The organism is Bradyrhizobium sp. I71, assembly GCF_022354745.1.
GTDB lineage: Bacteria > Pseudomonadota > Alphaproteobacteria > Rhizobiales > Xanthobacteraceae > Bradyrhizobium > Bradyrhizobium liaoningense.
In genome coordinates, this window is sequence record NZ_CP059398.1 from 2871270 (window position 1) to 2892640 (window position 21371).

Annotated in this window: 24 protein-coding genes and 1 tRNA gene; 19 read left to right on the plus strand and 6 right to left on the minus strand. The window is 64.6% G+C overall.

Annotation, left to right across the window (positions count from 1 at the left end; all coding sequences use genetic code 11):
• Positions 1 to 9: 9 nt before the first annotated feature.
• The gene (locus tag FJV43_RS14070; protein WP_239627800.1) at positions 10 to 675 is read right to left on the minus strand and encodes a class I SAM-dependent methyltransferase; all 666 of its coding nucleotides are present in this window, start codon (positions 673 to 675) and stop codon (positions 10 to 12) included.
• A gap of 338 nt (positions 676 to 1013) precedes the next feature.
• Here FJV43_RS14070 and FJV43_RS14075 point away from each other — a divergent pair, with 338 nt between their 5' ends.
• The 3 genes from FJV43_RS14075 (at position 1014) to FJV43_RS14085 (ending at position 2925) form a co-directional block, all read left to right on the plus strand.
• Positions 1014 to 1340, plus strand: coding sequence for a hypothetical protein (locus FJV43_RS14075; RefSeq protein ID WP_239627802.1), 327 nt, complete (start codon positions 1014 to 1016; stop codon positions 1338 to 1340).
• A gap of 139 nt (positions 1341 to 1479) precedes the next feature.
• Positions 1480 to 1872 (plus strand): BA14K family protein, encoded by a 393-nt coding sequence (locus FJV43_RS14080; RefSeq protein WP_239627804.1) that lies wholly within the window; start codon positions 1480 to 1482, stop codon positions 1870 to 1872.
• Positions 1873 to 2112: 240 nt separating this feature from the next.
• Positions 2113 to 2925, plus strand: a complete 813-nt coding sequence (locus FJV43_RS14085; RefSeq protein WP_239627805.1) for a phytanoyl-CoA dioxygenase family protein — start codon at positions 2113 to 2115, stop codon at positions 2923 to 2925.
• Between the two features lie 63 nt (positions 2926 to 2988).
• Here the strand turns inward: FJV43_RS14085 and FJV43_RS14090 are convergent, their stop codons facing one another.
• Positions 2989 to 3891 (minus strand): hypothetical protein, encoded by a 903-nt coding sequence (locus FJV43_RS14090; RefSeq protein WP_239627807.1) that lies wholly within the window; start codon positions 3889 to 3891, stop codon positions 2989 to 2991.
• A 122-nt stretch (positions 3892 to 4013) separates the two neighbouring features.
• Here FJV43_RS14090 and FJV43_RS14095 point away from each other — a divergent pair, with 122 nt between their 5' ends.
• Together FJV43_RS14095 and FJV43_RS14100 are read left to right on the plus strand one after the other, a co-directional pair.
• Positions 4014 to 4928, plus strand: a complete 915-nt coding sequence (locus FJV43_RS14095) for an AraC family transcriptional regulator (protein WP_239627808.1) — start codon at positions 4014 to 4016, stop codon at positions 4926 to 4928.
• A 109-nt stretch (positions 4929 to 5037) separates the two neighbouring features.
• Entirely contained in the window at positions 5038 to 5787 is a 750-nt protein-coding gene (locus tag FJV43_RS14100; protein ID WP_239627810.1) for an SDR family oxidoreductase, read from the plus strand.
• 128 nt (positions 5788 to 5915) lie between these two features.
• Here FJV43_RS14100 and queD read toward each other — a convergent pair whose 3' ends face one another.
• Together queD and FJV43_RS14110 are read right to left on the minus strand one after the other, a co-directional pair.
• Positions 5916 to 6272, minus strand: coding sequence for a 6-carboxytetrahydropterin synthase QueD (gene queD / locus FJV43_RS14105; protein ID WP_239627812.1), 357 nt, complete (start codon positions 6270 to 6272; stop codon positions 5916 to 5918).
• Between the two features lie 222 nt (positions 6273 to 6494).
• Positions 6495 to 7436: a LysR family transcriptional regulator gene (locus FJV43_RS14110; RefSeq protein ID WP_239627813.1), complete on the minus strand. Its 942-nt coding sequence runs from the start codon at positions 7434 to 7436 to the stop codon at positions 6495 to 6497.
• A gap of 142 nt (positions 7437 to 7578) precedes the next feature.
• On the opposite strand from FJV43_RS14110, the gene FJV43_RS14115 reads away from it, so the two are divergent.
• The 6 genes from FJV43_RS14115 to FJV43_RS14140 are packed head-to-tail and all read left to right on the plus strand — an operon-like array spanning position 7579 to position 12141.
• Positions 7579 to 8589 carry an ABC transporter substrate-binding protein gene (locus FJV43_RS14115; protein ID WP_135164680.1) on the plus strand — a complete coding sequence of 337 codons (1011 nt, stop codon included), beginning with the start codon at positions 7579 to 7581 and terminating at the stop codon, positions 8587 to 8589.
• A gap of 5 nt (positions 8590 to 8594) precedes the next feature.
• Positions 8595 to 9329, plus strand: coding sequence for a pyrimidine utilization protein B (gene rutB, locus FJV43_RS14120; RefSeq protein ID WP_239627815.1), 735 nt, complete (start codon positions 8595 to 8597; stop codon positions 9327 to 9329).
• Positions 9326 to 9712, plus strand: a complete 387-nt coding sequence (rutC, locus tag FJV43_RS14125; protein ID WP_239627817.1) for a pyrimidine utilization protein C — start codon at positions 9326 to 9328, stop codon at positions 9710 to 9712. Before rutB ends, rutC begins: the two co-directional genes overlap by 4 nt.
• 1 nt (position 9713) lies before the next feature.
• On the plus strand, positions 9714 to 10511 hold the full coding sequence (locus FJV43_RS14130; RefSeq protein ID WP_239627818.1) for an ABC transporter permease: 798 nt from the start codon (positions 9714 to 9716) through the stop codon (positions 10509 to 10511).
• Positions 10512 to 10543: 32 nt separating this feature from the next.
• A complete protein-coding gene (rutD, locus tag FJV43_RS14135; RefSeq protein ID WP_239627820.1) occupies positions 10544 to 11335 on the plus strand; it encodes a pyrimidine utilization protein D in 792 nt (263 codons plus the stop codon).
• Positions 11332 to 12141 (plus strand): ABC transporter ATP-binding protein, encoded by an 810-nt coding sequence (locus FJV43_RS14140; RefSeq protein WP_239627822.1) that lies wholly within the window; start codon positions 11332 to 11334, stop codon positions 12139 to 12141. The genes rutD and FJV43_RS14140 overlap by 4 nt, the downstream gene beginning before the upstream one ends.
• Before the next feature lie 116 nt (positions 12142 to 12257).
• On the opposite strand, the gene FJV43_RS14145 is transcribed toward FJV43_RS14140, so the two are convergent.
• Both FJV43_RS14145 and FJV43_RS14150 read right to left on the minus strand, forming a co-directional pair.
• A tRNA-Arg gene (locus FJV43_RS14145) sits at positions 12258 to 12334 on the minus strand.
• A gap of 268 nt (positions 12335 to 12602) precedes the next feature.
• Positions 12603 to 14102 carry a HAMP domain-containing sensor histidine kinase gene (locus FJV43_RS14150; protein ID WP_239627823.1) on the minus strand — a complete coding sequence of 500 codons (1500 nt, stop codon included), beginning with the start codon at positions 14100 to 14102 and terminating at the stop codon, positions 12603 to 12605.
• Positions 14103 to 14451: 349 nt separating this feature from the next.
• On the opposite strand from FJV43_RS14150, the gene rpmH reads away from it, so the two are divergent.
• The 8 genes from rpmH (at position 14452) to FJV43_RS14190 (ending at position 21211) form a co-directional block, all read left to right on the plus strand.
• The gene (gene rpmH / locus FJV43_RS14155; RefSeq protein ID WP_008542748.1) at positions 14452 to 14586 is read left to right on the plus strand and encodes a 50S ribosomal protein L34; all 135 of its coding nucleotides are present in this window, start codon (positions 14452 to 14454) and stop codon (positions 14584 to 14586) included.
• A gap of 26 nt (positions 14587 to 14612) precedes the next feature.
• The gene (rnpA, locus tag FJV43_RS14160) at positions 14613 to 14999 is read left to right on the plus strand and encodes a ribonuclease P protein component (RefSeq protein WP_061879588.1); all 387 of its coding nucleotides are present in this window, start codon (positions 14613 to 14615) and stop codon (positions 14997 to 14999) included.
• Between the two features lie 16 nt (positions 15000 to 15015).
• Complete coding sequence (gene yidC / locus FJV43_RS14165; protein ID WP_239627825.1) at positions 15016 to 16863, plus strand: membrane protein insertase YidC; 1848 nt, start codon at positions 15016 to 15018, stop codon at positions 16861 to 16863.
• A gap of 155 nt (positions 16864 to 17018) precedes the next feature.
• Positions 17019 to 17672, plus strand: a complete 654-nt coding sequence (yihA, locus tag FJV43_RS14170) for a ribosome biogenesis GTP-binding protein YihA/YsxC (protein ID WP_239627827.1) — start codon at positions 17019 to 17021, stop codon at positions 17670 to 17672.
• Positions 17672 to 18040, plus strand: a complete 369-nt coding sequence (locus tag FJV43_RS14175) for a DUF423 domain-containing protein (RefSeq protein WP_239627828.1) — start codon at positions 17672 to 17674, stop codon at positions 18038 to 18040. The genes yihA and FJV43_RS14175 overlap by 1 nt, the downstream gene beginning before the upstream one ends.
• 237 nt (positions 18041 to 18277) lie before the next feature.
• Complete coding sequence (argB, locus tag FJV43_RS14180) at positions 18278 to 19165, plus strand: acetylglutamate kinase (RefSeq protein ID WP_028176345.1); 888 nt, start codon at positions 18278 to 18280, stop codon at positions 19163 to 19165.
• Positions 19166 to 19320: 155 nt separating this feature from the next.
• A complete protein-coding gene (locus FJV43_RS14185) occupies positions 19321 to 20307 on the plus strand; it encodes a DUF1036 domain-containing protein (RefSeq protein WP_239629424.1) in 987 nt (328 codons plus the stop codon).
• A 217-nt stretch (positions 20308 to 20524) separates the two neighbouring features.
• A complete protein-coding gene (locus FJV43_RS14190) occupies positions 20525 to 21211 on the plus strand; it encodes a pyrimidine 5'-nucleotidase (protein WP_239627830.1) in 687 nt (228 codons plus the stop codon).
• Positions 21212 to 21371: the final 160 nt, after the last annotated feature.

The window sequence follows — 21371 nt, forward strand, 5'->3', positions numbered from 1 at the left end:
AGCGCCCGGTCACTCGAAATAGATGAATTCGTAATCGCCGGTGTAGCCGAGCTTGCCGTACAGCCAGATCCATTCCGACGTATGCAGGATGGACTCCGCCGTCAGCGCCCAGCATTCGAGGTTGTGCAGTTCGGCGACGGTCCGGTAACCCTCGACCATGATGTACTTGTTCTTCCCGACCCGCTCGATCTCCTTGACCGCCGCCTCGAGCTCATACAGCCTGAGATTGTGCAGGGTGCCGAGCGAGATGACGAGATCGAAACTGTCGTCGCCATAGGGATAGACGTCTTGGGCGCGATAGTTGAAGAGGTACGGTTTCACCCGCTCGTGCGCATGTTCGAGACCGTGCCTGGAGATATCGAAGCCGACCACCTTCAAGCCGGGCAGGATCTTCTGCATCTCGTAGAGCAGGAAGCCCTTGCCGCAGCCGACATCGAGCACGCTCGACCCATCCTTCAGACCGTAGGCCTCGATCAGCGCCTTGGCGACCGGCGCCCAGCGCCCCTCGATGAAGCGGTAGCCGCCATAGCCGAAGCGGCGGTCGCCATCCCAGTAATCGGCCTCGTATTCCCGCGCTTTCAGCGAGCAGGCGATCTTGTCGTCGTTCATGCGGGCCATGTAGTCGCGCTTGGTCGCCGTATGCAGCGGCGTCACAATATTCAGTAGTCGTCCCATCGAGCCCTCGGATTCCGTCACGCGCGGAGATTGTCTTGTATGGCCTGGGGAGCCTTGCGCCGTGAACTGCGACTCGCCCTAGCATCTGGCCCGCGCGCCATCATTGCTTCAGATCAATGACCGGCGAATCATGCCGCGGCAGCGGCGCTGATCCGCCGCCGAACACGGAGAGGCTGCGCCACATCGCGGGCGACCGGCATCAGGCTCCCGGTACGGCCGCCGGAAAACATGACGTCGAAGCCCATGCAACCACAATGCGAGCATCGCGTTCTTGCTGAAGAGAAGGATTGCCGATCCCGCGCTCAAGATCATTTGTCATTGCCGCAAGGGAGGCTGCCATGCCGACCAAACCGACCATCGCCCGCATCTGGCGCGGCCGGACCCGCCGCGACCTCGCTGACGCCTACCAGGCCTATCTGCAGGCCGAGGGCATTCCGCCGCTGTTGAAGACCGCGCTCGGCGTGCAGCAATTGCGCGAGGACCGTGCCGAGGAGACCTGGTTCACGACCATCTCCTATTGGCCGGACATCGAGGCGATGACGGCTTTCACCAGGGGCGAGCCGACCAAGGTCCACCATCTCGCGCGCGACGCGGAATTCCTGATCGAGCTGCCGGAGCGCATCGAGATCCACCGCGTTCTGATCGACGAGCGGGGCCTGCGGTGAAGGGCTAAGCTCCATATTGTTCCGCCTGCATCCTCGGGAGAGCTCATTTTCCGCGGCCCTCTGCCGCTCGCCTTGCGCGGAAGGAACGGAGCGGGCAACCAGCCGTTGCTCCAGTACCCTCGACAACATGGAGCGCGACATGACAATGCGTAAAACTTTCGTCGTCCTCGCGGCCGCCGGAGCGATGCTCTCGACGGCTGCCTCGCCGGTGCTCGCGGCGCCGCTGCCGATCGGCAACCCCGGTCCCGACTCAGGCGTGCAGCAGGTGCAGTACAGGCATGGGTACGGACATGGATACGGTCATGGATACGGTCATGGGCGTGGTTACGGCCCCAGGCACCATCACGGCCATTACGGCACCGGCGCAGCCGTACTCGGCGGCCTCGCAGCGGGCGCGATCATCGGCGGCGCAATCGCCAACAGCCAGGCTCAATCCAATGCCGCCTCCTACTGTGCGCAGCGCTTTCGCTCCTACGATCCCGGCTCGGGGACCTATCTGGGCCGCGACGGTCTGCGCCACCCTTGCCCGTGACGCGCGCATGAGCTTGCGGCAGCCTCATCGCGCAGCGAGAGGCTGCCGATACTCGGCATGCACCCGCCAAGCGGCGGACGTGTCTTGATTCCGCGCGCCGCCGCGCTATACGTTCCCATCATGATGTTCACCTCCACATTCTTCCCGCTGATCTGAACGGCAGAAAGTCGTTCCGGCGCATCTGCGCCAATCAGATCAAACCGGCTGCGCTTGATGCGGTAGCCGAGCGGAGAATGTGCAATGCCCAAGACCGAACAGGTTGGCCTGACGCCCCGTCAGGTCCAGAACTTCATCAACGACGGTTTCGTCAAGATCGAGAATGCCTTCAGCACCCAGCTTGCAAAGCAATGCAGGGACGAGCTGTGGGCGGATATTAGTCTGTCGCCGGACCACCCCGAAAGCTGGACGCAGCCCGTCGTCCGGGTGGGGTCCAAGGCTTCGCCCCCCTTCATTGAAGCCGCGAATGCGCCGCCCCTGCACCGAGCCTACGATCAACTCGTGGGCGAAGGGCGCTGGCTTGCGCCCAGGGGCCTCGGGACCTTTCCGATCCGCTTCCCCTCGGCCGAATCCCCTGGTGATGATGGCTGGCACGTGGACATGAGCTTCGGCACCACCGATCCGGATTTCATGGAATGGCGTGCCAATGTGAAGAGCAGCGGACGCGCATTGCTGATGCTCTTCCTGTTCTCGGATGTTGGCCCGGACGATGCACCCACGAGGATCCGGAAAGGCTCGCACGCTGCAGTCGCGCGGGAGCTGCTGCCCTACGGCGAGGCAGGCGCGACGCTCCGGCAGCTCTCTGCCGAGAACTACGCCTCGACGGCGGATTGCGAGCTTGAACTGGCGACCGGCGCGGCAGGCAGCGTCTATCTGTGCCATCCGTTCCTGGTTCATGCCGCGCAACCACATCGCGGAAAACGGCCGCGCTTCATGGCACAGCCTCCGCTGTTGCCGAAGGGCGAATTTGATCCCGCGTTGCCACCTTCGCCGGTTCAGATCGCGATCCGGCAGGCCTGCGGGCTGGCGGTGCAGGCGGAGGACATCCGGGACTGAGCCCGGATTGATCACGTTTTGATCCTGCAAAGCAAAAAGCACTCGGGGATCGGCGCGACGCCGTCACAGCTTCCCATACACCCGCCCTGCGACCGCCTTCAGGCGCTCGACCGAGCCGGACTCCGGATGCGGCTTGACCGGCGCGAACAAGATCGAAGCCTGCCTGCCGTTCTTCCAGACATAGATATTGACGGCGTTGCCGTTGCCCTTGGTGCAGGAATGCTCGCCGAAGGCTTCGCTGCCGAGCTCAGGGATCGCCACGTGCTTGCATGGCCCCGCGCGCTTCATCATGCCGGCGGCGGTGTCGCGCGAGGTCGCGATCACTGCGACGGTCATGGCGTTAGCCTCGCGATCGAACATCATGCAGCTGCCAGCGCCGGTGCGCTGCACCGTCAGCGTGCTCGCGTCGAGAAAGCCGTCTGCATCGGCGGCCGTGAGCCACTCGCAATTGCCGAACCGCTCGCTGCTTTTGCTCGCGCTGGCGATGGCAATGCGTGCGGCCTCGGTGATCGGTCCGAGCAGCGCATCGTCGGCGCGCCGCCCGCTCGGATAGACGCTGATCTGCAGGATGTAGTCGCCGGCCAGAGCGACGACCGAGGCTTCCTGGCGCTCGGCGCCGGCGGCGCTCGTGCCGCCCTGGCCTTCGTCGCCGATCCCGGTCACGGTGTTCAGCGGCATGCGCTCGGCAAGCGTCTTGACGAAGGTCGCGTACAATTCCCTGGCGCGGTCCTTGTCGGGATTGCGAAACACGCTCAGCATCATCGTGTCGCCGCGCCCGGCCTGGTAGATGCAGCCGCGGCCGTCCTGATTTGAAATCAACGACCATTTGAGCGCCGGCATCGCAGCGGCGAGCTCTTTCGCGCTGATGAACGGGCAGGTTTCGGCCCCGCGTGCGGGAAGCACCGGGGCGGCTGCGATGGCAAGGAAGAGGGCGAGGGAGGAGAGCAGGCGGCCGATTGTGCGCATGGAACGTACCTACTACCGAATTGGCGCGCCGCGCCGGACGTTTTCGTCGTCAGTTCGAGAACTGTACTTAATCATCTGGACGATTGATAATAGGAAAGCCGAACAATCTATGGATCGTCCAAGTGGACCCACTCAGCGATGTGATTGCCCTGCTTCGGCCAAGCACGGCCATTTCCAAACCCATCTCTGGTCGGGGTGCTTGGGCCGTGCGCTATGCTGCCCACGACGCCCCCGGCTTTACGATCATTCTGAGAGGTGAATGCTGGACTGCATTTGACGGTGAGCCCCCGTTGAAGCTCGAGACAGGGGCCTTCCTGCTTCTGCCCACCACGCCAGCCTTCACCCTTAGCAGTCATCCCGGCATGGCCGGGACGCCGCGAGATCCGATGGATGTACCTGTTCGTCATGGCGAGCAGGAGGGTGAAGCGGATTTCGAGGCGCTGGGCGGCACGTTTTGCATCGAGACGGCGAATGCGCCGCTGCTGCTCGCCCTGTTGCCGCGCATGATCCATGTGCCGCCGCCCGAGGGGCGATCGGTGCGGCTCGGCCGGCTGATCAATCTCATCGCAGAGGAATGCCGTGGCAATGAGCCCGGCAAGGACATGATCCTCCAGCGCATGTTGGAAGTTCTTCTTATCGAGGCCCTTCGCTCGCATGGCACGACGATGGATGAGGACCGCGCCGGTCTTCTGCATGGCATGCGAGATCCGGCTTTGGCACGGGTCCTTGCGGCCATGCATGCTGATGTGCGCGCCGACTGGACGGTGGCCAGCCTTGCCCGCATCGCCGGCCAATCGCGTTCCGCCTTTGCCGCGCGGTTTGGCGCGGTGCTCAGCTGCGGCCCGATCGAATATCTCGCCCGATGGCGGATGGCGCTGGCGAAAGACGCGCTATTGCGCGGGACAAAGACGCTCGACCGGATCGCCGACGATATCGGCTACGAATCCGCTAGCGCCTTCAGCACCGCCTTTCGCAAGCGGCTCGGCTGTCCGCCGGGGCAATTTGCCCGGATCAACGGCAGCAGCGATCACGCCTGAGACCAAAGCACCAATCTGGACGATTGAACAATATAAATGGACCACAGATTATAGATCGTCTCGAAGACCAAGCCTATCAAAGGACCATCCGACATGAATGATGGTCCCCATGCAAACGATCCTGATTACCGGCACATCCTCTGGCTACGGCCTCGAAACGGCGCTGCATTTCCTCGACAAGGGCTGGAATGTCATCGCCACGATGCGGCGCCCCGACGCCAGTCTTTTTCCTGCGTCACCGAGGCTGCGTCTCCTGCCGCTCGACGTGACGAGCGACGAAAGCATCGCGGCAACCGTCGCAGCGGCCGGGCCGATCGACGTGCTGGTCAATAATGCCGGCATCGGCGTTGTCGGCGCATTCGAGGCGACGCCAATGGCGCATATCCGCAAGGTCTTCGCCACCAACACGTTCGGCGTCATGGCGATGTGCCAGGGCGTGATTCCGCAGATGCGCGAACGCCGGTCCGGCATGATCGTCAACGTGACCTCAAGCGTGACGTTGGCCGCCATGCCGCTAGCGGCCGCCTATACGGCCAGCAAGCAGGCGATCGAGGGCTTCACCGGCTCGCTCGCGCATGAGCTTGGCTATTTCAATGTCCGCGCCAGGCTGGTGGAACCCGGTTATGCCCCGACGACCCGCTTCGCGCAGAATACGGACGTACGGATCGAGGATCTGATTCCGCCTGCCTATGCTGGTTTCGCGGCCCCCATCTTCGAGGCCTTCGCCCACCCTGCCATGACGACAAAGGAAACCGATGTCGCCGAGGCCATCTGGGCGGCCGTTCACGACACGTCCAACCGGCTCCAGTTTCCGGGCGGTGCCGACGCGGTGGCGCTCTATGAAGCCCGTCAGGGGTAAGCTCAACGGCCTGTCGATTACACATGCCAGTCGCAGCGCGGCATTGGTTCTCACGCCGGTGCCGGCTGTTCTCGATCATCGTTTCCATTCGGAGACGCGAACTTGCCGGATGCAACGCAGGGCCGTCGTCACTGCCCGTTATATTCGGCCCAACAATCCGCTGTTTCATAGACGCGGACCGCCCACAGTTGCTGAAGGCTCGGCTTTAGCCGATCCCAGATCCAGACCGCGATGTTCTCGGCGGTTGGATTCTCGAGTCCTTCGACGTCGTTCAGGCACTGGTGGTCCAGCGTGCCCATGATGTCGGCGAAGCACTTTTCGATATCGAAGAAGTCCGCAACGAAGCCGGTGTGCGGGTCTACCGGACCGTCCAGCTGGACTTCGACCCGATAGGAATGACCATGCAGCCGGCTGCACCGGTGAGTCTCGGGCACGTTTGGCAGCCGATGCGCCGCCTCGAACTTGAACGCCTGCGATATCCTCATCCAGCTCCTCACACGGCGTGGCCATCCGGTCTCGGCCCGGTCTGGCGACCAGATGCTGCCTTGCCTGACCTGCGTCGAAGAATGGCGCGCCCGGAACGGTTCGAACGCCCGACCCTCAGCTTCGTAGTCAGGGCTAAACCATTGATTTTGCGTCGACTCGTTACCGTCAGAAGGGACTAAGCACATAAACGTTCGGCTTTTCAACCTCTTTGGATTCGACGGTTACCGACCGATGTTGTCCGTGACTGTCATCGAGACCGTACGCTCGCGAATCTCCTGAGCCCCGGAAAGAATGCCGCGCTGGAGCGCGCGCGCGGCAGGCGAGAGATCGCGGCCGATGCGCCAGATCAGATAGAGCTCGCGCTCGATCACGGGCTCGACCAGCTTGCGCCAGGTGAGCACGGGATGGCTGGCCTCCGGCCAGGCGAGACTCGGCAACGGTGCAACGCCGACGCCGGCCTCGACCAGCGCCAGCAGCGTCGCCGGATGCTCGGCCTCGTGGATCGGCATGCCCTGACCGAGATCGGCGACGCCGCGCTCGATCTCGAGCCGGATTCCGGTGCCTGATGCCATCACGACGAGGCCGGCCTTCGAGGCTTCCGCCCAGCTTACGGCGTCCCGCGCGGCGAGCGGATGGTCGCGGCGCATCACCAGCGCGAAATTGTCGACGAGCAGTCGTGAAGCATCGAGCTCGGGATCGTCGCCCGGGACGTTGGCAATGCCAAGATCGACGTCACCGCCGCGCAGCGCAGCGAAGATCTGATGCCGCGAGATCTCCTTCAACGTCACCGCGACCATCGGATGCTCGCGCTGGAACGCGGCGAGCACGCGCGGCATCAGCCGCAGCGCGACCGACGGCACGCAGGCCACCGTGACGTGACCGCGGCGATGTTCGCGCAAATCGCGCAGATCCTGAAGCTGTCGATCGAGATCGGCGAGCAGGCGCTGAATGCCCGGCATGAAGTCCGCGCCGACCTTGCTGAGCTGAAGCCTTCGCGTGGTGCGGTCGAGCAGCCGCACGCGCAGGCCGTCTTCTAGCTGGCGCACCAACTGGCTGACAGCGGATTGCGACATGCCGAGAGACCGTGCCGCGGCACTGAAGCTGCCGGTCTCGACAACGCGGACGAAAACGCGGAGCTGCTTCAGGTCGATCTGATCTATCATCTTTTCTTATAAATATATCTCTCTATTCCCGATTGCTAATGAAAATCTCCAATGCAAGGATTTTGTGCGAAGACCGGGAACGATCAGAAATTGGGCACAACGGGAACTAACCCGTTGTTCCAACAAGCAAAAGGATTGGGACGTGATCAACCGACGCGACCTCATGAAATACTCGCTGCTGGGCGCAGCAACGGCGCCGCTGGCCGGCCTCTCCACCCCGACCTTCGCAGCCGGCAAAGTGGCAATCGCCGAAGCGCTGCGGCTCGGCATGTACAACTCGCTTTATGTCGCGGCTGACAAGGGACTGTTCGCCAAGCATGGCCTCGATGCCGACCTCTCCACCGCCGGCGGCATCGCGCTGCCGGTGCCGATTCTGCTTTCAGGGCGCAGCCAAATCGGGGTGACCAGCCCGGGCATGTCGGTGAATGCAGTGCGCGAGGGCGGCAAGATCAAGAACATCGCCAAGATCGTCGGCGGCGTGTCGATGTGGGGCATTGCGAAACCCGACAGCAAGATCAGGACGATCGAGGATCTCCGCGGCAAGACCATCGCGACGCTGAAATTCCCCTCTTCGACGATCCAGGTGCCGACCTATGCGATCAAGACCATCGGCAAGTTCGATCCGAAGGAGGCCGGCGTCACGTTCCTCGAACTGCCGCCGGGCGCGCAGGCCGCCGCGGTGAAGGACGGCCGCGCCGACATCGCTACCGCCTTCGAATGGGACGTCAGCATCGCCGCCGAGCAGTTCGGCCTCGTGCCGGTGCTGTCCTTTGCCGATGCGCTGGGATCGCTCTGCTTTACCACCGCGATGGCGACGGAAGAGACGATCGCGAGCAACCCGGCCGCCATCCAAGGCTTTTGCAATGCGATCGCAGAAGCGCAGAAGCTGATGCACGAGAACAACGCTGTTTTCACCGAGGTCGCCGAAAAATACTTCCCGAAGGTCACACCATCTGTCGTCGCCAGCGCAACGAAGAACTTCTTCGGCTCGAAGACCGCGATCCCGCGCAACCCGACCATCTCCGCCGACGAATGGGACCGCGCGATGCGGCTCGAACAAGGCGGCGGCGCAGTGCAATCCGCACTCCCCTATACGCAGATGGTCGATAACCGTTTCGCCGAGCAGGCGACCAGGCAGTTCGGTCTCGCGTGATGATCGTGAACACTTCCGACGCGCGCGAGCAGCGCTTTGTCACGCTCCCGGCGCGGCCCGAGCCGCTCCGGCTCGCGGTCGACGAGACGGCCGTGGTCGTCGTCGACATGCAGAACGCCTATGCCTCGCCGAATGGCTATCTCGACCTCGCCGGCTTCGACATCTCCGGCGCCAAGGCCGCGATCACGGCGATCCAGGACGTGGTGGCGGTCGCGCGGGGCGCCGGCGTTCCCGTGATCTTCTTCCAGAACGGCTGGGACGCCGACTATGTCGAGGCCGGTGGGCCGGGCTCGCCGAACTGGCACAAGTCGAACGCGCTGAAGACGATGCGCAAACGGCCCGAGCTGCAAGGCAGGCTGCTCGCCAAGGGCGGCTGGGACTATGCGCTGGTCGACGAGTTGCAGCCCAAGCCCGGCGACATCGTGGTACCCAAAACGCGCTATAGCGGCTTTTTCAACAGCCAGTTCGACAGCATGTTGCGCGCCCGCGGCATCCGCAATCTCGTGTTCTGCGGCATCGCCACCAATGTCTGCGTGGAATCGACCCTGCGCGACGGCTTCCATCTCGAATATTTCGGCGTGATGCTGGAGGACGCAACGCACCAGGCCGGTCCCGACTACATCCAGAAGGCTTCCATCTTCAACATCGAGACATTCTTCGGCTGGGTCTCGTCCGCGAGCGATTTCCGCCGCGCCTTTGCCCAGACCGAGGCCGTTCCAGCAAAAGAGGACACGCCATGACCGACCGCGCCATCATCCCAACCGGGACTCAGGCTCCCATCGCCCCGTACTCGCCGGGCATGATGGCCGACAACGTGATCTACGTCTCGGGCACGCTGGCGTTCGATGCCAACAACGATGTCGTGCATGAGGGCGATGCCGCCGGCCAGACCCGGCACATCCTCGAGACCATCAAGCGCGTACTCGAGACGGCGGGGTCGAGCCTTGCCGACGTCACCTTCAATTCGATCTTCATCACCGACTGGGCGAACTATGCGGCGGTCAACAAGGTCTATGCCGACTATTTTCCCGGCGAGAAGCCGGCGCGGTACTGCATCCAGTGCGGCCTCGTGAAGCCCGCCTGCCTCGTCGAGATCGCCTCGATCGCGCACAAGAGGGCGTGAGGTGGCCGTGCTCGATGCAGGCCAGGCCGCAAGGACAGGCGCGCGGTTCAAGCTGCCCACCGCAGCCCGGATTGCGCTGCTCCAGATCGCACTATTGGTCGCACTGCTGGCGGCCTGGGAGCTTGCGATCCGCCTCGGCTTCATCGCCGTCTATCTCTACGGCCAGCCGAGCGGCATCATCGCGAAAGCGGGCAAGCTCATCGCCAGTGGCGAGTTGCTCCGCGACGCCGGGCTCACCGCATGGGAAGCCATCGCCGGCTTCCTGATCGGCACGGTGCTCGGCAGCGCTGCGGGATTGTCGCTATGGCTGTTCCCGACCGGCGCGGCCGTGCTGCGGCCGTATCTGATCGCGCTCAACGGCCTACCGAAAATCGCGCTGGCACCGCTGATCATCGTCTGGTTCGGCATCGGCCTCTCCTCGAAGATCGCGATCGCGGCGATCATCACCTTCATCGTCGCGGTCATCACCGCGCTCCAGGGCGCCAAGGAGGTCGACGCCGATCTCGTCAAGCTGCTGCGCTCGCTCGGCGCTTCGCGCTGGAAGACCTGGCGCACCGTGATCGTGCCCGGCGCGATGCCGTGGATCGTCGCGGCCTTCCGCCTCAATGTCGGCTTTGCCCTGATCGGCGCCGTCGTCGGCGAGTACATCGCCTCGAAAGAGGGCCTCGGTTACATGATCTACTATGCCGGCGTGCTCTACGACCTCAACGCGGTGTGGGTGGGCATCGCGGCGCTGATGGCGGTGGCGCTGCTGATGTACGCCGCGATCGACTTGATCGAGCGGCGCCTGCTGTCCTGATCCGAAACTCATCACTCAATAGCTGGGACGTCATGGCTTTTGCACGCGGCAAGGATGCCGAGATCTATTACGAAGTTCACGGGCACGGTACGCCGGTTTTGCTCTCGGCCGGCATGGGCGGCAGCGGCTCGTTCTGGGCGCCGCAGCTGGATGCGCTCACCGAGCGCCATCAGGTCATTCTCTACGATCACGTCGGCACCGGCCGCAGCGCACGAAGCGATCGCAGCATCGCCGGCATGGCCGACGACATCGCCAGCGTGCTCGACCATGCAAACGTCGACGCCGCGCATGTCGTCGGCCACGCCATCGGCGGCATTGTCGGCATGGAGCTGGCGCTGCGTCATCCGAAACGCCTGCGCAGCCTCACCATCGTCAACGGCTGGGGCCGCGCCGATCCGTTCCTGCGGCGCTGCTTCGAGATCCGGAAAGCGCTGCTCAACCAGTCCGGACCGCAAGCCTATGTGCGCGCGCAGCCGCTGTTCCTCTATCCGCCGCAATGGATCTCCGAGAACATCGCCCATCTCGACGCGGAGGAAGAACGCATCCTGAAACACTTCCCCTCCGTCGCGACGATGAACCAGCGCATCGACATGTTCCTGGCATTCGAGGGCGGCCGGCGCCTCAAGGAGATCAACGTACCCACGCTGCTGTCGTCCGCAAAGGACGACGCGCTGGTGCCGGCCTATCTCACCCGCGAGCTCGCCGCTTCCATTCCCGGCGCGCGCGTGCACGAGGTGGGTTGGGGGGCGCATGCCTTCAGCGTGGTCACACCGGATATCTTCAACGACACGCTGCTCGACTTCTGCAGAGAGGTGGACCGATGAACGCGCTTGCGCAGAATATTGCAGGCTCGGAGCCGATCGTGCTGCGCGCCGAGAATGTCGGCGTCACCTTCGAAGGCGAAGGCCGTCCGGTCGAGGCGATCCGCAAGGTGGATTTCGAGCTGCGCCGCGGCGAGACGCTCGCGATCGTCGGCCCCTCCGGCTGCGGCAAGTCCACGCTGTTCAACGCCATCGCCGGCCTGCTGCGGCCGACCCGAGGCCATGTCGAGGTCGGTGGCCGCCGCGTCGACGATGCCGCGGGCCATGTCGGCTACATGCTGCAGAAGGATCTGCTGCTGCCGTGGCGCAGCGTGCTCGACAACGTCATGCTCGGGCTGGAGATCCGCAAAACGCCGACGTCGCGCGCGCGCGAGATCGCACTGGGGCTGATCAAGGCCTATGGCCTCGCCGGCTTCGAACAGGCCAAGCCCGCGGCGCTCTCCGGCGGCATGCGCCAACGCGTCGCCATCATGCGCACGCTCGCCTTCGATCCCGAAGTGATCCTGCTCGACGAGCCGTTCTCGGCGCTCGACTTCCAGACGCGCCTGCTGATGCAGGCCGACGTCTCCCGCATCATCGCCGAGCGCGGCAAGAGCGCGATCCTCGTCACTCACGATATCGGCGAAGCCATCGCCATGGCCGACCGCGTGCTGGTGCTGAGCGCGCGGCCCGCCACGGTGCGCGCACTACACATGATCGAGTTGCCGCGGGAGGGCCGCGATCCCGCCGCGCTGCGCACCGATACAGCGTTCCAGCATTATTTTGCGAAGATCTGGGCCGACCTGGAGAAGCCCGTCGGCGTCGCGTGAGGCGAACCTACCCCTGTGTCGGGCCGGGCACGCGGGCCCTGAACGTTGTGGCCCTCAATCGGGCAAAAGGCTCAGCGCGAGGAATTGTACGCTGTTCTGCACTGAATGGCCGAAAATGGCGCGCCCGGAACGATTCGAACGTCCGACCCTCAGATTCGTAGTCTGATGCTCTATCCAGCTGAGCTACGGGCGCATCTTCGCAAACAGCGATAGCGGGCGTAACCCGCGACGCAGCTCCCGGAGGGCCGGGAGGGGTGCGAAAGAGCGCTCTGACTAACCGCTCTTGTCCCGATTGGCAAGGTCCGGGAGGGAGAGATTTTGCAGGGCGATGACGGCTTCGCTCGGCCCATGCCGGGCTCGATCACCGAGAAATGCGGAATCTCGCCCCCATAACCCTCCGGCTTCCGGGTTCGGCGCTTCGCGCCGCCCCGGAATGACTGGTTCGCTCGGCCGCTGGCCGACTACGCCCTGGCCCGCTCGTTGCGGATGGAGAGCAGCTCCACGGGGCGATCGGGGATGACGATCCGGAAGGTGGCGCCGATGGTGCCTTCGACCAGGTGGATGTCGCCACCATGGGCGCGCACCAGCTCGGCCGCGATGGCGAGGCCAAGGCCGCTGCCGCCGGGGCGGCCGGAGGTCTGGAAGGCCTCGAACAGGTGCTCCCGGGTCTTCTGGGGGACGCCGGGGCCGGTGTCGGAGACCTCGATGATCGCGACGGCGCCTTCGCGCTTTCCGATGATCCGGATCTGCTGGACGCGGCCCTCACCCGACGCGTGGCTTTCGAGCGCCTGGGCGGCGTTGCGGACGAGGTTGAGCAATACCCGGAACAGCTGGTCGGGATCGGCATCGACCGCCAGCCCGCGCTCGATCGCGGCGACCCAGGCGATCGAGGCATCGTTGGCGAGCCCCGCGGTCTCGCGCACCTCGAGCACGACCGGCTCGATCAGGATCATGCGGCGGTCGGGCGCGGCCTCCTGGGCGCGGCCGTAGGACAATGTCGATTGGCAGAACGCGATGGCGCGCTCAAGCGAGCGCACGAGCTTGGGCGCAAAGCGCTGCACCCGCGGATCCGGCACGCTGGCGAGCTGGTCCGACAGGAGCTGCGCCGAGGCGAGCAGATTGCGCAGATCGTGATTGATCTTGGAGACCGCGAGACCGAGGGCGGCGAGCCGGCTCTTCTGATGCAGCATCGACATCAGATCGCGCTGCATGTCCGACAATTCCCGCTCGGCCACGCCGATCTCATCGCTGCGCTGGCTCGGCACGATGATCCCGGCCGAACTCTCGGGGTTCTCATGGAAGCCGACCAGGCTCGCCGTCAGCCGCCGCATCGGCCGCACGAAGAGATAATGGAGCGCGAGATAGACGAGGCCCGCCGTCAGCACCGCGATGATCAGCGCGACCACCACGAGGTTGCGGGAGAAGCGGTACATCTGCTGCCGCAGCGGCAGCTCGTCGGTGACGATCTCGATGAACTGGGCATTGCCGACCCCCGGTCCGACGATGCGGATGGCCTGGTTTCCGGTCTCCAGCATCATCCGGAACGAGCCGGTGATCGCCTCCCAGGCCGTCATGTCGCGCAGGTCGATGTCATGCTCGAGGGCGGACGGGATGTTGTCGCTGGCGAGCAGACGGCGCTGCTGGCCCATCTTGATGGCGACGGCACGGGCATTGATGCTTTTCAGGATCTGGCGCGACAGCGAATCGGGAACCATGCCGAGCGGCGCCGCATCCAGCACCAGCGCCGCCGTATTGGCCGCCGCAACGCGGTCGTTCAGCCGGTTGACCCAGAAGTTGGCGATGGCCGGCACGTAGAGCAGCACCGCGGCGATCATCACCAGGGGAATGGTCAGCAGCAGCAGCTTGCCAGACAGCCCGAGCCCGCGCGTCCCGCGGGGGCGCATCGCCGGCTGGTCCGGCTGATCCAGATCCTGGATCGGCTGGCGATCTGTGGCTACCACGAAATTCGCCCCTGTTGGCCTTGGCTGATGGAGGATGCGGCCCGCCCGGAGTCCGGTCAAATTACGGATCGCTAATCTACCAAGGTGGGATGTATGTGCTGATATCGCGAGTCGCCACCTCAAGGGTTAAAAACCCCGCACAAACAGCGATATTCACCGGAATCGCGCGCTTGTGCGGCGTTGACGAAGAGAAGACGCTCCCTTATAAGCCGCGCGAATTGTCCGCGATGACCCGGTGCGACACCGGGAGCGGCTCTCTAAGGGCCGGAAAGGGCCCGTTTTGGGCCGCATCTTCCGGACTTTACCATCAATTCTACAGGCAAATTGCCCGGTCAGCGGAGAAAAACCCGTGAAGCGGACTTATCAACCCAGCAAACTGGTGCGCAAGCGCCGTCACGGCTTCCGCGCCCGCCTCGCCACTGCCGGCGGTCGCAAGGTCCTCGCCGCCCGCCGCGCCCGCGGCCGCAAGCGTCTGAGCGCCTGAGCCGGACCCCCTTTTGGGATTTCATCATGGATCGGCTGAGGCAGCGGGCGGATTTCCTCGCCGTTGCCAATGGCGCGCGGGTGAATAGTCCCGCGTTCGTCCTGCAAAGCCGTCGCCGCGATGACTTTGGTCCGATCCGGATCGGCTTCACCGTCACCAAAAAGAACGGCAACGCCCCCGAGCGCAATCGCATCCGGCGCCGGCTTCGCGAATTGGTGAAGCGGCTCGATCCGGTATCGATGCAGCCTCATCATGACTATGTGTTGGTCGGACGAAGGGACGCGCTGTCGCGCGACTTCGCCACCATGCTCGACGATCTGCGCATAGCGTTCACGAAGCCCGCGCGGCATACGGCCAAAGCGCGCGGCCAGAGGCCCGGCCCCGCTCCCGCTGCCAGCCGCAAACCGGATTGATGACGAGACATTCGAGATGACCGATAATCGCAATACCATCCTCGCCGTCATTCTGTCCGGCCTCGTGCTGATCGCCTGGCAGTATTTCTACAACGTGCCGCAGATGGAGAAGCAGCGCGCCCAGCAGGCGCAGACCGAGCTTCAGAAATCCACGCCGCAGCCGACGGCCTCCGCGACTCCCGGCACCGCGCCGCAGCCGGGCAGCGTGACCCAGCCGGCGACGCCGGGCGCGGGCCAGCAGGCCCAGCCGGTCGTCGCCCGCGAGGCCGCCATTGCAGCCGGCCCGCGCGTCAAGATCGAAACCCCGCGCATCGCCGGCAGCATCTCGCTGAAGGGCGGCCGGATCGACGACATCGCTCTGGTGCAATTCCGCGAAACGGTCGACCCGAAGTCGCCGCCGATCGTCCTCTATTCGCCCTCGGGCACGGCGGAGCCCTACTACGCCGAGTTCGGCTGGGTGGCGGCGACTGGCGTGACGGCGAAGATGCCCGATGCCCAGACCGTCTGGCAGCAGGACGGCAGCGGCAGCCTGACGCCGTCGACGCCGGTGGTGCTGAAATGGGACAATGGCGAGGGCCTCACCTTCCGCCGCACCATTGCGGTCGACGACCATTATCTCTTCACCATCAAGGACGAGGTGAGCAATGTCGGCAACGCGCCGGTCACGCTCTATCCGTTCGCGCTGATCTCGCGGCACGGCGCGCCGCAGGTGTCGGGCTATTACATCCTGCATGAAGGCCTGATCGGCTATCTCGGCGACCATGGCTTGCAGGAATACGCCTACAAGAAGATCGACGAAGCCAAGGCGGTGAACTTCAAGGCCACCAATGGCTGGCTCGGCATCACCGACAAGTACTGGGCCTCCGCGCTGCTGCCGGACACCAATGCCCAGCTCCAGGCGCGCTTCTCGTCGAACCCGGTCGGCAACGTCCACACCTACCAGACCGACTACCTGCTCGATCCCGTCACCGTCCCGATCGGCGGCACCGGCACGGCGAACGCGCGGCTGTTCGCCGGCGCCAAGGAAGCCGGCGTCGTCGGCGTGTTCCCGTTCGCCGGGCTCGGCGGCTACAACAAGGAGCTCGGCCTCAACCATTTCGATCTGCTGATCGACTGGGGCTGGTTCTACTTCCTCACCAAGCCGATGTTCCTCGGCCTCGACTTCTTCTTCCGCTTCTTCGGCAATTTCGGCATCTCGATCCTGCTCGTCACCGTGATCGTGAAGCTGCTGTTCTTCCCGCTGGCGAACAAATCCTACGCCTCGATGGCGAAGATGAAGTCGATCCAGCCGCAGCTTCTGGCGCTGAAGGAGCGCTATCCCGACGACAAGGTGAAGCAGCAGCAGGAGATGATGGAGATCTACCGCAAGGAGAAGATCAATCCGGTCGCCGGCTGTCTTCCCGTGCTGATCCAGATCCCGGTGTTCTTCTCGCTCTACAAGGTGCTGTTCGTCACCATCGAGATGCGGCACGCGAAGTTCTACGGCTGGATCAAGGACCTCTCGGCGCCGGATCCGACCAATTTGTTCAACCTGTTCGGGCTGCTCCCGTTCGATCCGACCACGATCCCGGTGTTCGGCCACTACCTCGCGCTGGGCATCTGGCCGATCATCATGGGCATCACGATGTGGTTCCAGATGAAGCTGAACCCGACGCCGCCGGATCCGACGCAGCAGCTCATCTTCAACTGGATGCCGCTGATCTTCACCTTCATGCTGGCGGGCTTCCCGGCGGGCCTCGTGATCTACTGGGCCTGGAACAATCTGCTCTCGGTGATCCAGCAGAGCTACATCATGCGCCGCAACGGCGTGAAGGTGGAGCTGTTCGACAATCTCAAGGCGACGTTCGCGAAGAAGGCGACGTAGGTCCCTCACGATCGCGCCCCGTCACGCGGACGCAAGAGCCTCCACATCGTCATGCCCGGGCTCGTCCCGGGCATCCACGTTTTGGAAGCTCGCCCAGTAACAAGACGTGGATGGCCGGGACGAGCCCGGCCATGACGAAAGGATAGAGGCTTCGCATGACCGACGACAAAGATGCGAAGCTGATCGAAGCCGGGCGAAAGCTGTTTGCCCGCGACTGGCAGTTCATCTGGGCCTCACCCTCGATCGCCACGCTGCCGCCGATGGCGGGGCTGGAGATCGCCTTTGCCGGCCGCTCCAACGTCGGCAAGTCCAGCCTGATCAACGCGCTGACGGGGCACAACGGCCTGGCGCGCACCTCGCATACGCCGGGCCGCACCCAGGAGCTGATCTTCTTCGAGGTGCCCGGGAAAAGCGACCTGCGCCTCGTCGACATGCCCGGCTACGGCTACGCCAAGGCGCCGAAGAGCCAGGTCGCGTCCTGGACCGAGCTGATCCACAAATTCCTGCTCGGCCGCGCCTCGCTGGCGCGCGTCTACGTGCTGGTCGACGCGCGGCACGGCCTCAAGGACGTCGATCTCGAAGTGCTTGGGACGCTCGACCGCTCCGCCGTCAGCTACCAGATCGTGCTGACCAAGACCGACCAGGTGAAGGCCGCCGAGCTGCAAGCGCGCATCGCCGAGACCGAGGCTGCGCTCGCCAAGCATCCGGCCGCGTTTCCGACCGTGCTCGCGACCTCCTCGCGCAGCTCCACCGGCATGGAGAGCTTGCGCGCCGCGATGGCGAAGCTCTTGGAAGAGCGGAGCAAGTAATGGTGGCCCATCGCCTCCTGATCGGGCTTGCCGGATTGATGGGCGCCGCCGGCGTCGCGCTGGCCGCGGCCTCCGCCCACGGCGCCGATGCGAGCCGACTGGCGTCGGCGAGCGCCATGCTGCTGTTTCATGCAACGGCCATACTTGCCGCCACAGCCCTGCTCGCGCGCGGCCTTCTGCACGGCGGAATTGGATTCGTTGCGGCGTTCGGCTTCGTGATCGGCGCCGCGCTGTTCGCGGGCGACCTCACCTTGCGGCAATATGCGGGTCACGCGCTGTTTCCGTACGCGGCGCCGACGGGTGGAATGGTGATGATCGCGGGCTGGCTGGCGGTGAGCGTGGCGGCGGTGGCGATTTCCAGAGAATAGTGCCACTTTCTTCCTTCTCCCCTTGTGGGAGAAGGTGGCGCGAAGCGCCGGATGAGGGGTCTCTATCCGTAGACGCCACTGCACAAGGGCGCTCGGGGATAAAACCCCTCACCCGTCTCGCCGCTACGCGGCGACCACCCTCTCCCGCAAGGGGAGAGGGCAAGAACACCACACTTTGCGCCCCGCCCGGCAATCGGATAGAACGCGCACCGACCGTCCCGCCAGCGAGACCGCGACATGACCGACATCTCTCCGCTCGACCAGGCCCGCATCCTGTCCGAAGCGCTGCCGCACATGCAGCAGTATGACGAGGAAACCATCGTCATCAAATATGGCGGCCATGCCATGGGCGACGAAGCAACCGCGAAGAACTTTGCCCGCGACATCGTGCTGCTGGAGCAGACCGCGATCAATCCGGTGGTGGTGCATGGCGGCGGCCCGCAGATCGCGACCATGCTCAAGCGCCTCGGCATCGTCTCGGAATTCGCAGCCGGCCTGCGCATCACGGACGCCGCGACCATCGAGATCGTCGAGATGGTGCTGGCCGGCTCCGTCAACAAGCAGATCGTCGGCTACATCAACGAAGCCGGCGGCAAGGCCGTCGGGCTGTCGGGCAAGGACGGCAACATGGTGAAGGCGTCGAAGACGACGCGCACCATCGTCGATCCGGGCTCGAACATCGAGAAGGCGATCGACCTCGGTTTCGTCGGCGACCCGGAGAAGGTCGACCTCACGCTGCTCAACCAGCTGATCGGCTACGAGCTGATCCCGGTGCTGGCGCCGCTCGCGACCTCGCAGGACGGCCAGACGCTGAACATCAACGCCGACACCTTTGCCGGCGCCGTCGCGGGCGCGCTGAAAGCCAAGCGCCTGCTGCTGCTCACCGACGTGCCGGGGGTGCTCGACAAGTCGAAGAAGCTGATCCCGCAGCTCTCGGTCAAGGACGCGCGAAAGCTGATCGCCGACGGCACCATTTCGGGCGGCATGATCCCGAAGGTGGAGACCTGCATCTACGCGCTGGAGCAGGGCGTGCAGGGCGTCGTCATCATCGATGGCAAGATGCCACACGCGGTGCTGCTCGAGCTCTTCACCAACCAGGGCACAGGCACGCTGATCCACAAGTGATGCGGGAGCGGACCAAGGGAGCCGTCATGGCCGGGCTTGTCCCGGCCATCCACGATCTTTCCTGCCGCGCCAAGAACGTGGATGCCCGGCACAAGGCCGGGCATGACGAACGAAGGCCGAGGCCACACCGCCGCTCACCCCTGACGCGCTTCCTGATGACACTGCCAGCCGCAGCCGTCTCGTTCCTGTTCTCCTCCGCGCCGGCCCTTGCCGACCTCAAGATCTGCAACCGCATGTCCTATGTCGTGGAGGCCGCGATCGGCATCGACGACAAGGCGGCGACCGCGACGCGCGGCTGGTTCAGGATCGATCCCGCCACCTGCCGCGTGGTGGTGCAGGGCACGTTGACGGCCGACCGCATCCTGCTCAATGCCCGCGCGCTCGGCGTCTACGGCGCCTCGCCGATCCCGCAGAGCGGCCGCGACATGCTGTGCGTCGCGCAGGACAATTTCGTCATCGCCGCGGCGCGGCAATGCCGGAGCGGTCAGACCCAGGCCGCATTCACGCAAGTGACTCCGACGCAAGGAGCGGATGGCAACCTCGTTGCGTATCTCGCCGAAGATTCCGAATATGACGACGAGCAGGCGCGCCTTGCCGGCATCCAGCGGCTGCTGGTGATCGCAGGCTACGATGCAGCGCCGATCGATGGCGTCGACGGGCCGAAGACGCAGGCCGCGCTGGCCGCCTTCCTCAAGAGCCGCGGATTGTCGTCGGACGTCGTGGCCTCCCCGAACCTGTTCAAGACCATGGTCGACGCCGTGCAGACGCCCTCTGCGACCGGCCTCACCTGGTGCAACGACACGCCGCACAAGGTGATGGCCGCGATCGCGACCGATGACGGCAAGTCCGTGACGAGCCGTGGCTGGTATCGCATCGATCCCAAGACCTGCCTGCACCCCGATGTGACCGGCCAGCCCAAGCAGATCTTCAGCTTCGCGGAAGCGGTCGACGCCGACAACCGCATCGTCAAGCTGAAGGATCGGCCGCTGAACTGGGGCGGCGACAGGCAGCTCTGCACGCGCGAGACCAAGTTCGAGACCAGCGAGCAGACCGATTGCGGCGCGCGCGGATTTGCGCCGACGGGCTTTGGCGCCGTGGACATGTCGAGCGGCGGCAAGACGGTGCGGTTCGCGGTGCCGTGATGGTGACGATGGTGACGCCTCACATTTCGCCATCGTCCCCGCGAACGCGGGGACCCATAACCACAGGATTTGGTTATGGCACGAGATGGTGGTTATCAGCCTTCGCCAAACAACTCCCTGGGGTTATGGGTCCCGGATCGGCGCTCACTTCGTTCGCTTGTCCGGGACGACAGCGGAGAATGAGGCTACGTCCGCTGGCAAAACTTAGAGATCTGCAATGACCCCGCCCCGCGCCTTCGACCACGTCGACACCTGGGTGTTCGACCTCGACAACACGCTCTATCCGCATCACGTCAATCTGTGGCAGCAGGTCGATGCGCGGATCGGGGAGTTCGTCTGCAACTGGCTGAATGTCGGCCCCGAGGAAGCGCGGGCGATCCAGAAGGACTATTACCGGCGCTTCGGCACCACGATGCGCGGCATGATGACCCTGCATGGCGTCTCCGCCGACGACTATCTCGCCTACGTCCACAAGATCGACCACTCGCCGCTGGAGCCGAATCCGGCGCTCGGCACTGCCATCGCAAAGCTGCCGGGCCGCAAGCTGATTCTCACCAACGGCTCGGTCGACCATGTCGACGCGGTGCTGGCGCGGCTCGGCTTCGCCTCGCATTTCGACGGTGTATTCGACATCATCGCCGCCGAATTCGAGCCCAAGCCTTCGCCGCAGACCTACCAGAAATTCCTCAGCCAGCATGCGGTCGATCCCACCCGCGCCGCCATGTTCGAGGACCTCGCCCGCAACCTCACCGTCCCGCACCAGCTCGGCATGACCACGGTGCTGGTAGTGCCTGACGGCACCAAGGAGGTGGTGCGGGAGGACTGGGAACTGGAGGGCCGGGATGCCGCCCATGTCGACCACGTCACGGATGATCTGGCGGGGTTCTTGGCGGCGCTGCGGTGAGGTAGCGGCCACCGTCATTCCGGGGCGCCCGAAGGGCGAACCCGGAATCTCGAGATTCCGGGTTCGATGCTCCGCATCGCCCCGGAATGACCGTGGAGGATGGCCGAGACAAACCCGGCAACCACGAATGTGCGCTTGACTTGACCTTTCCAAATCCCGA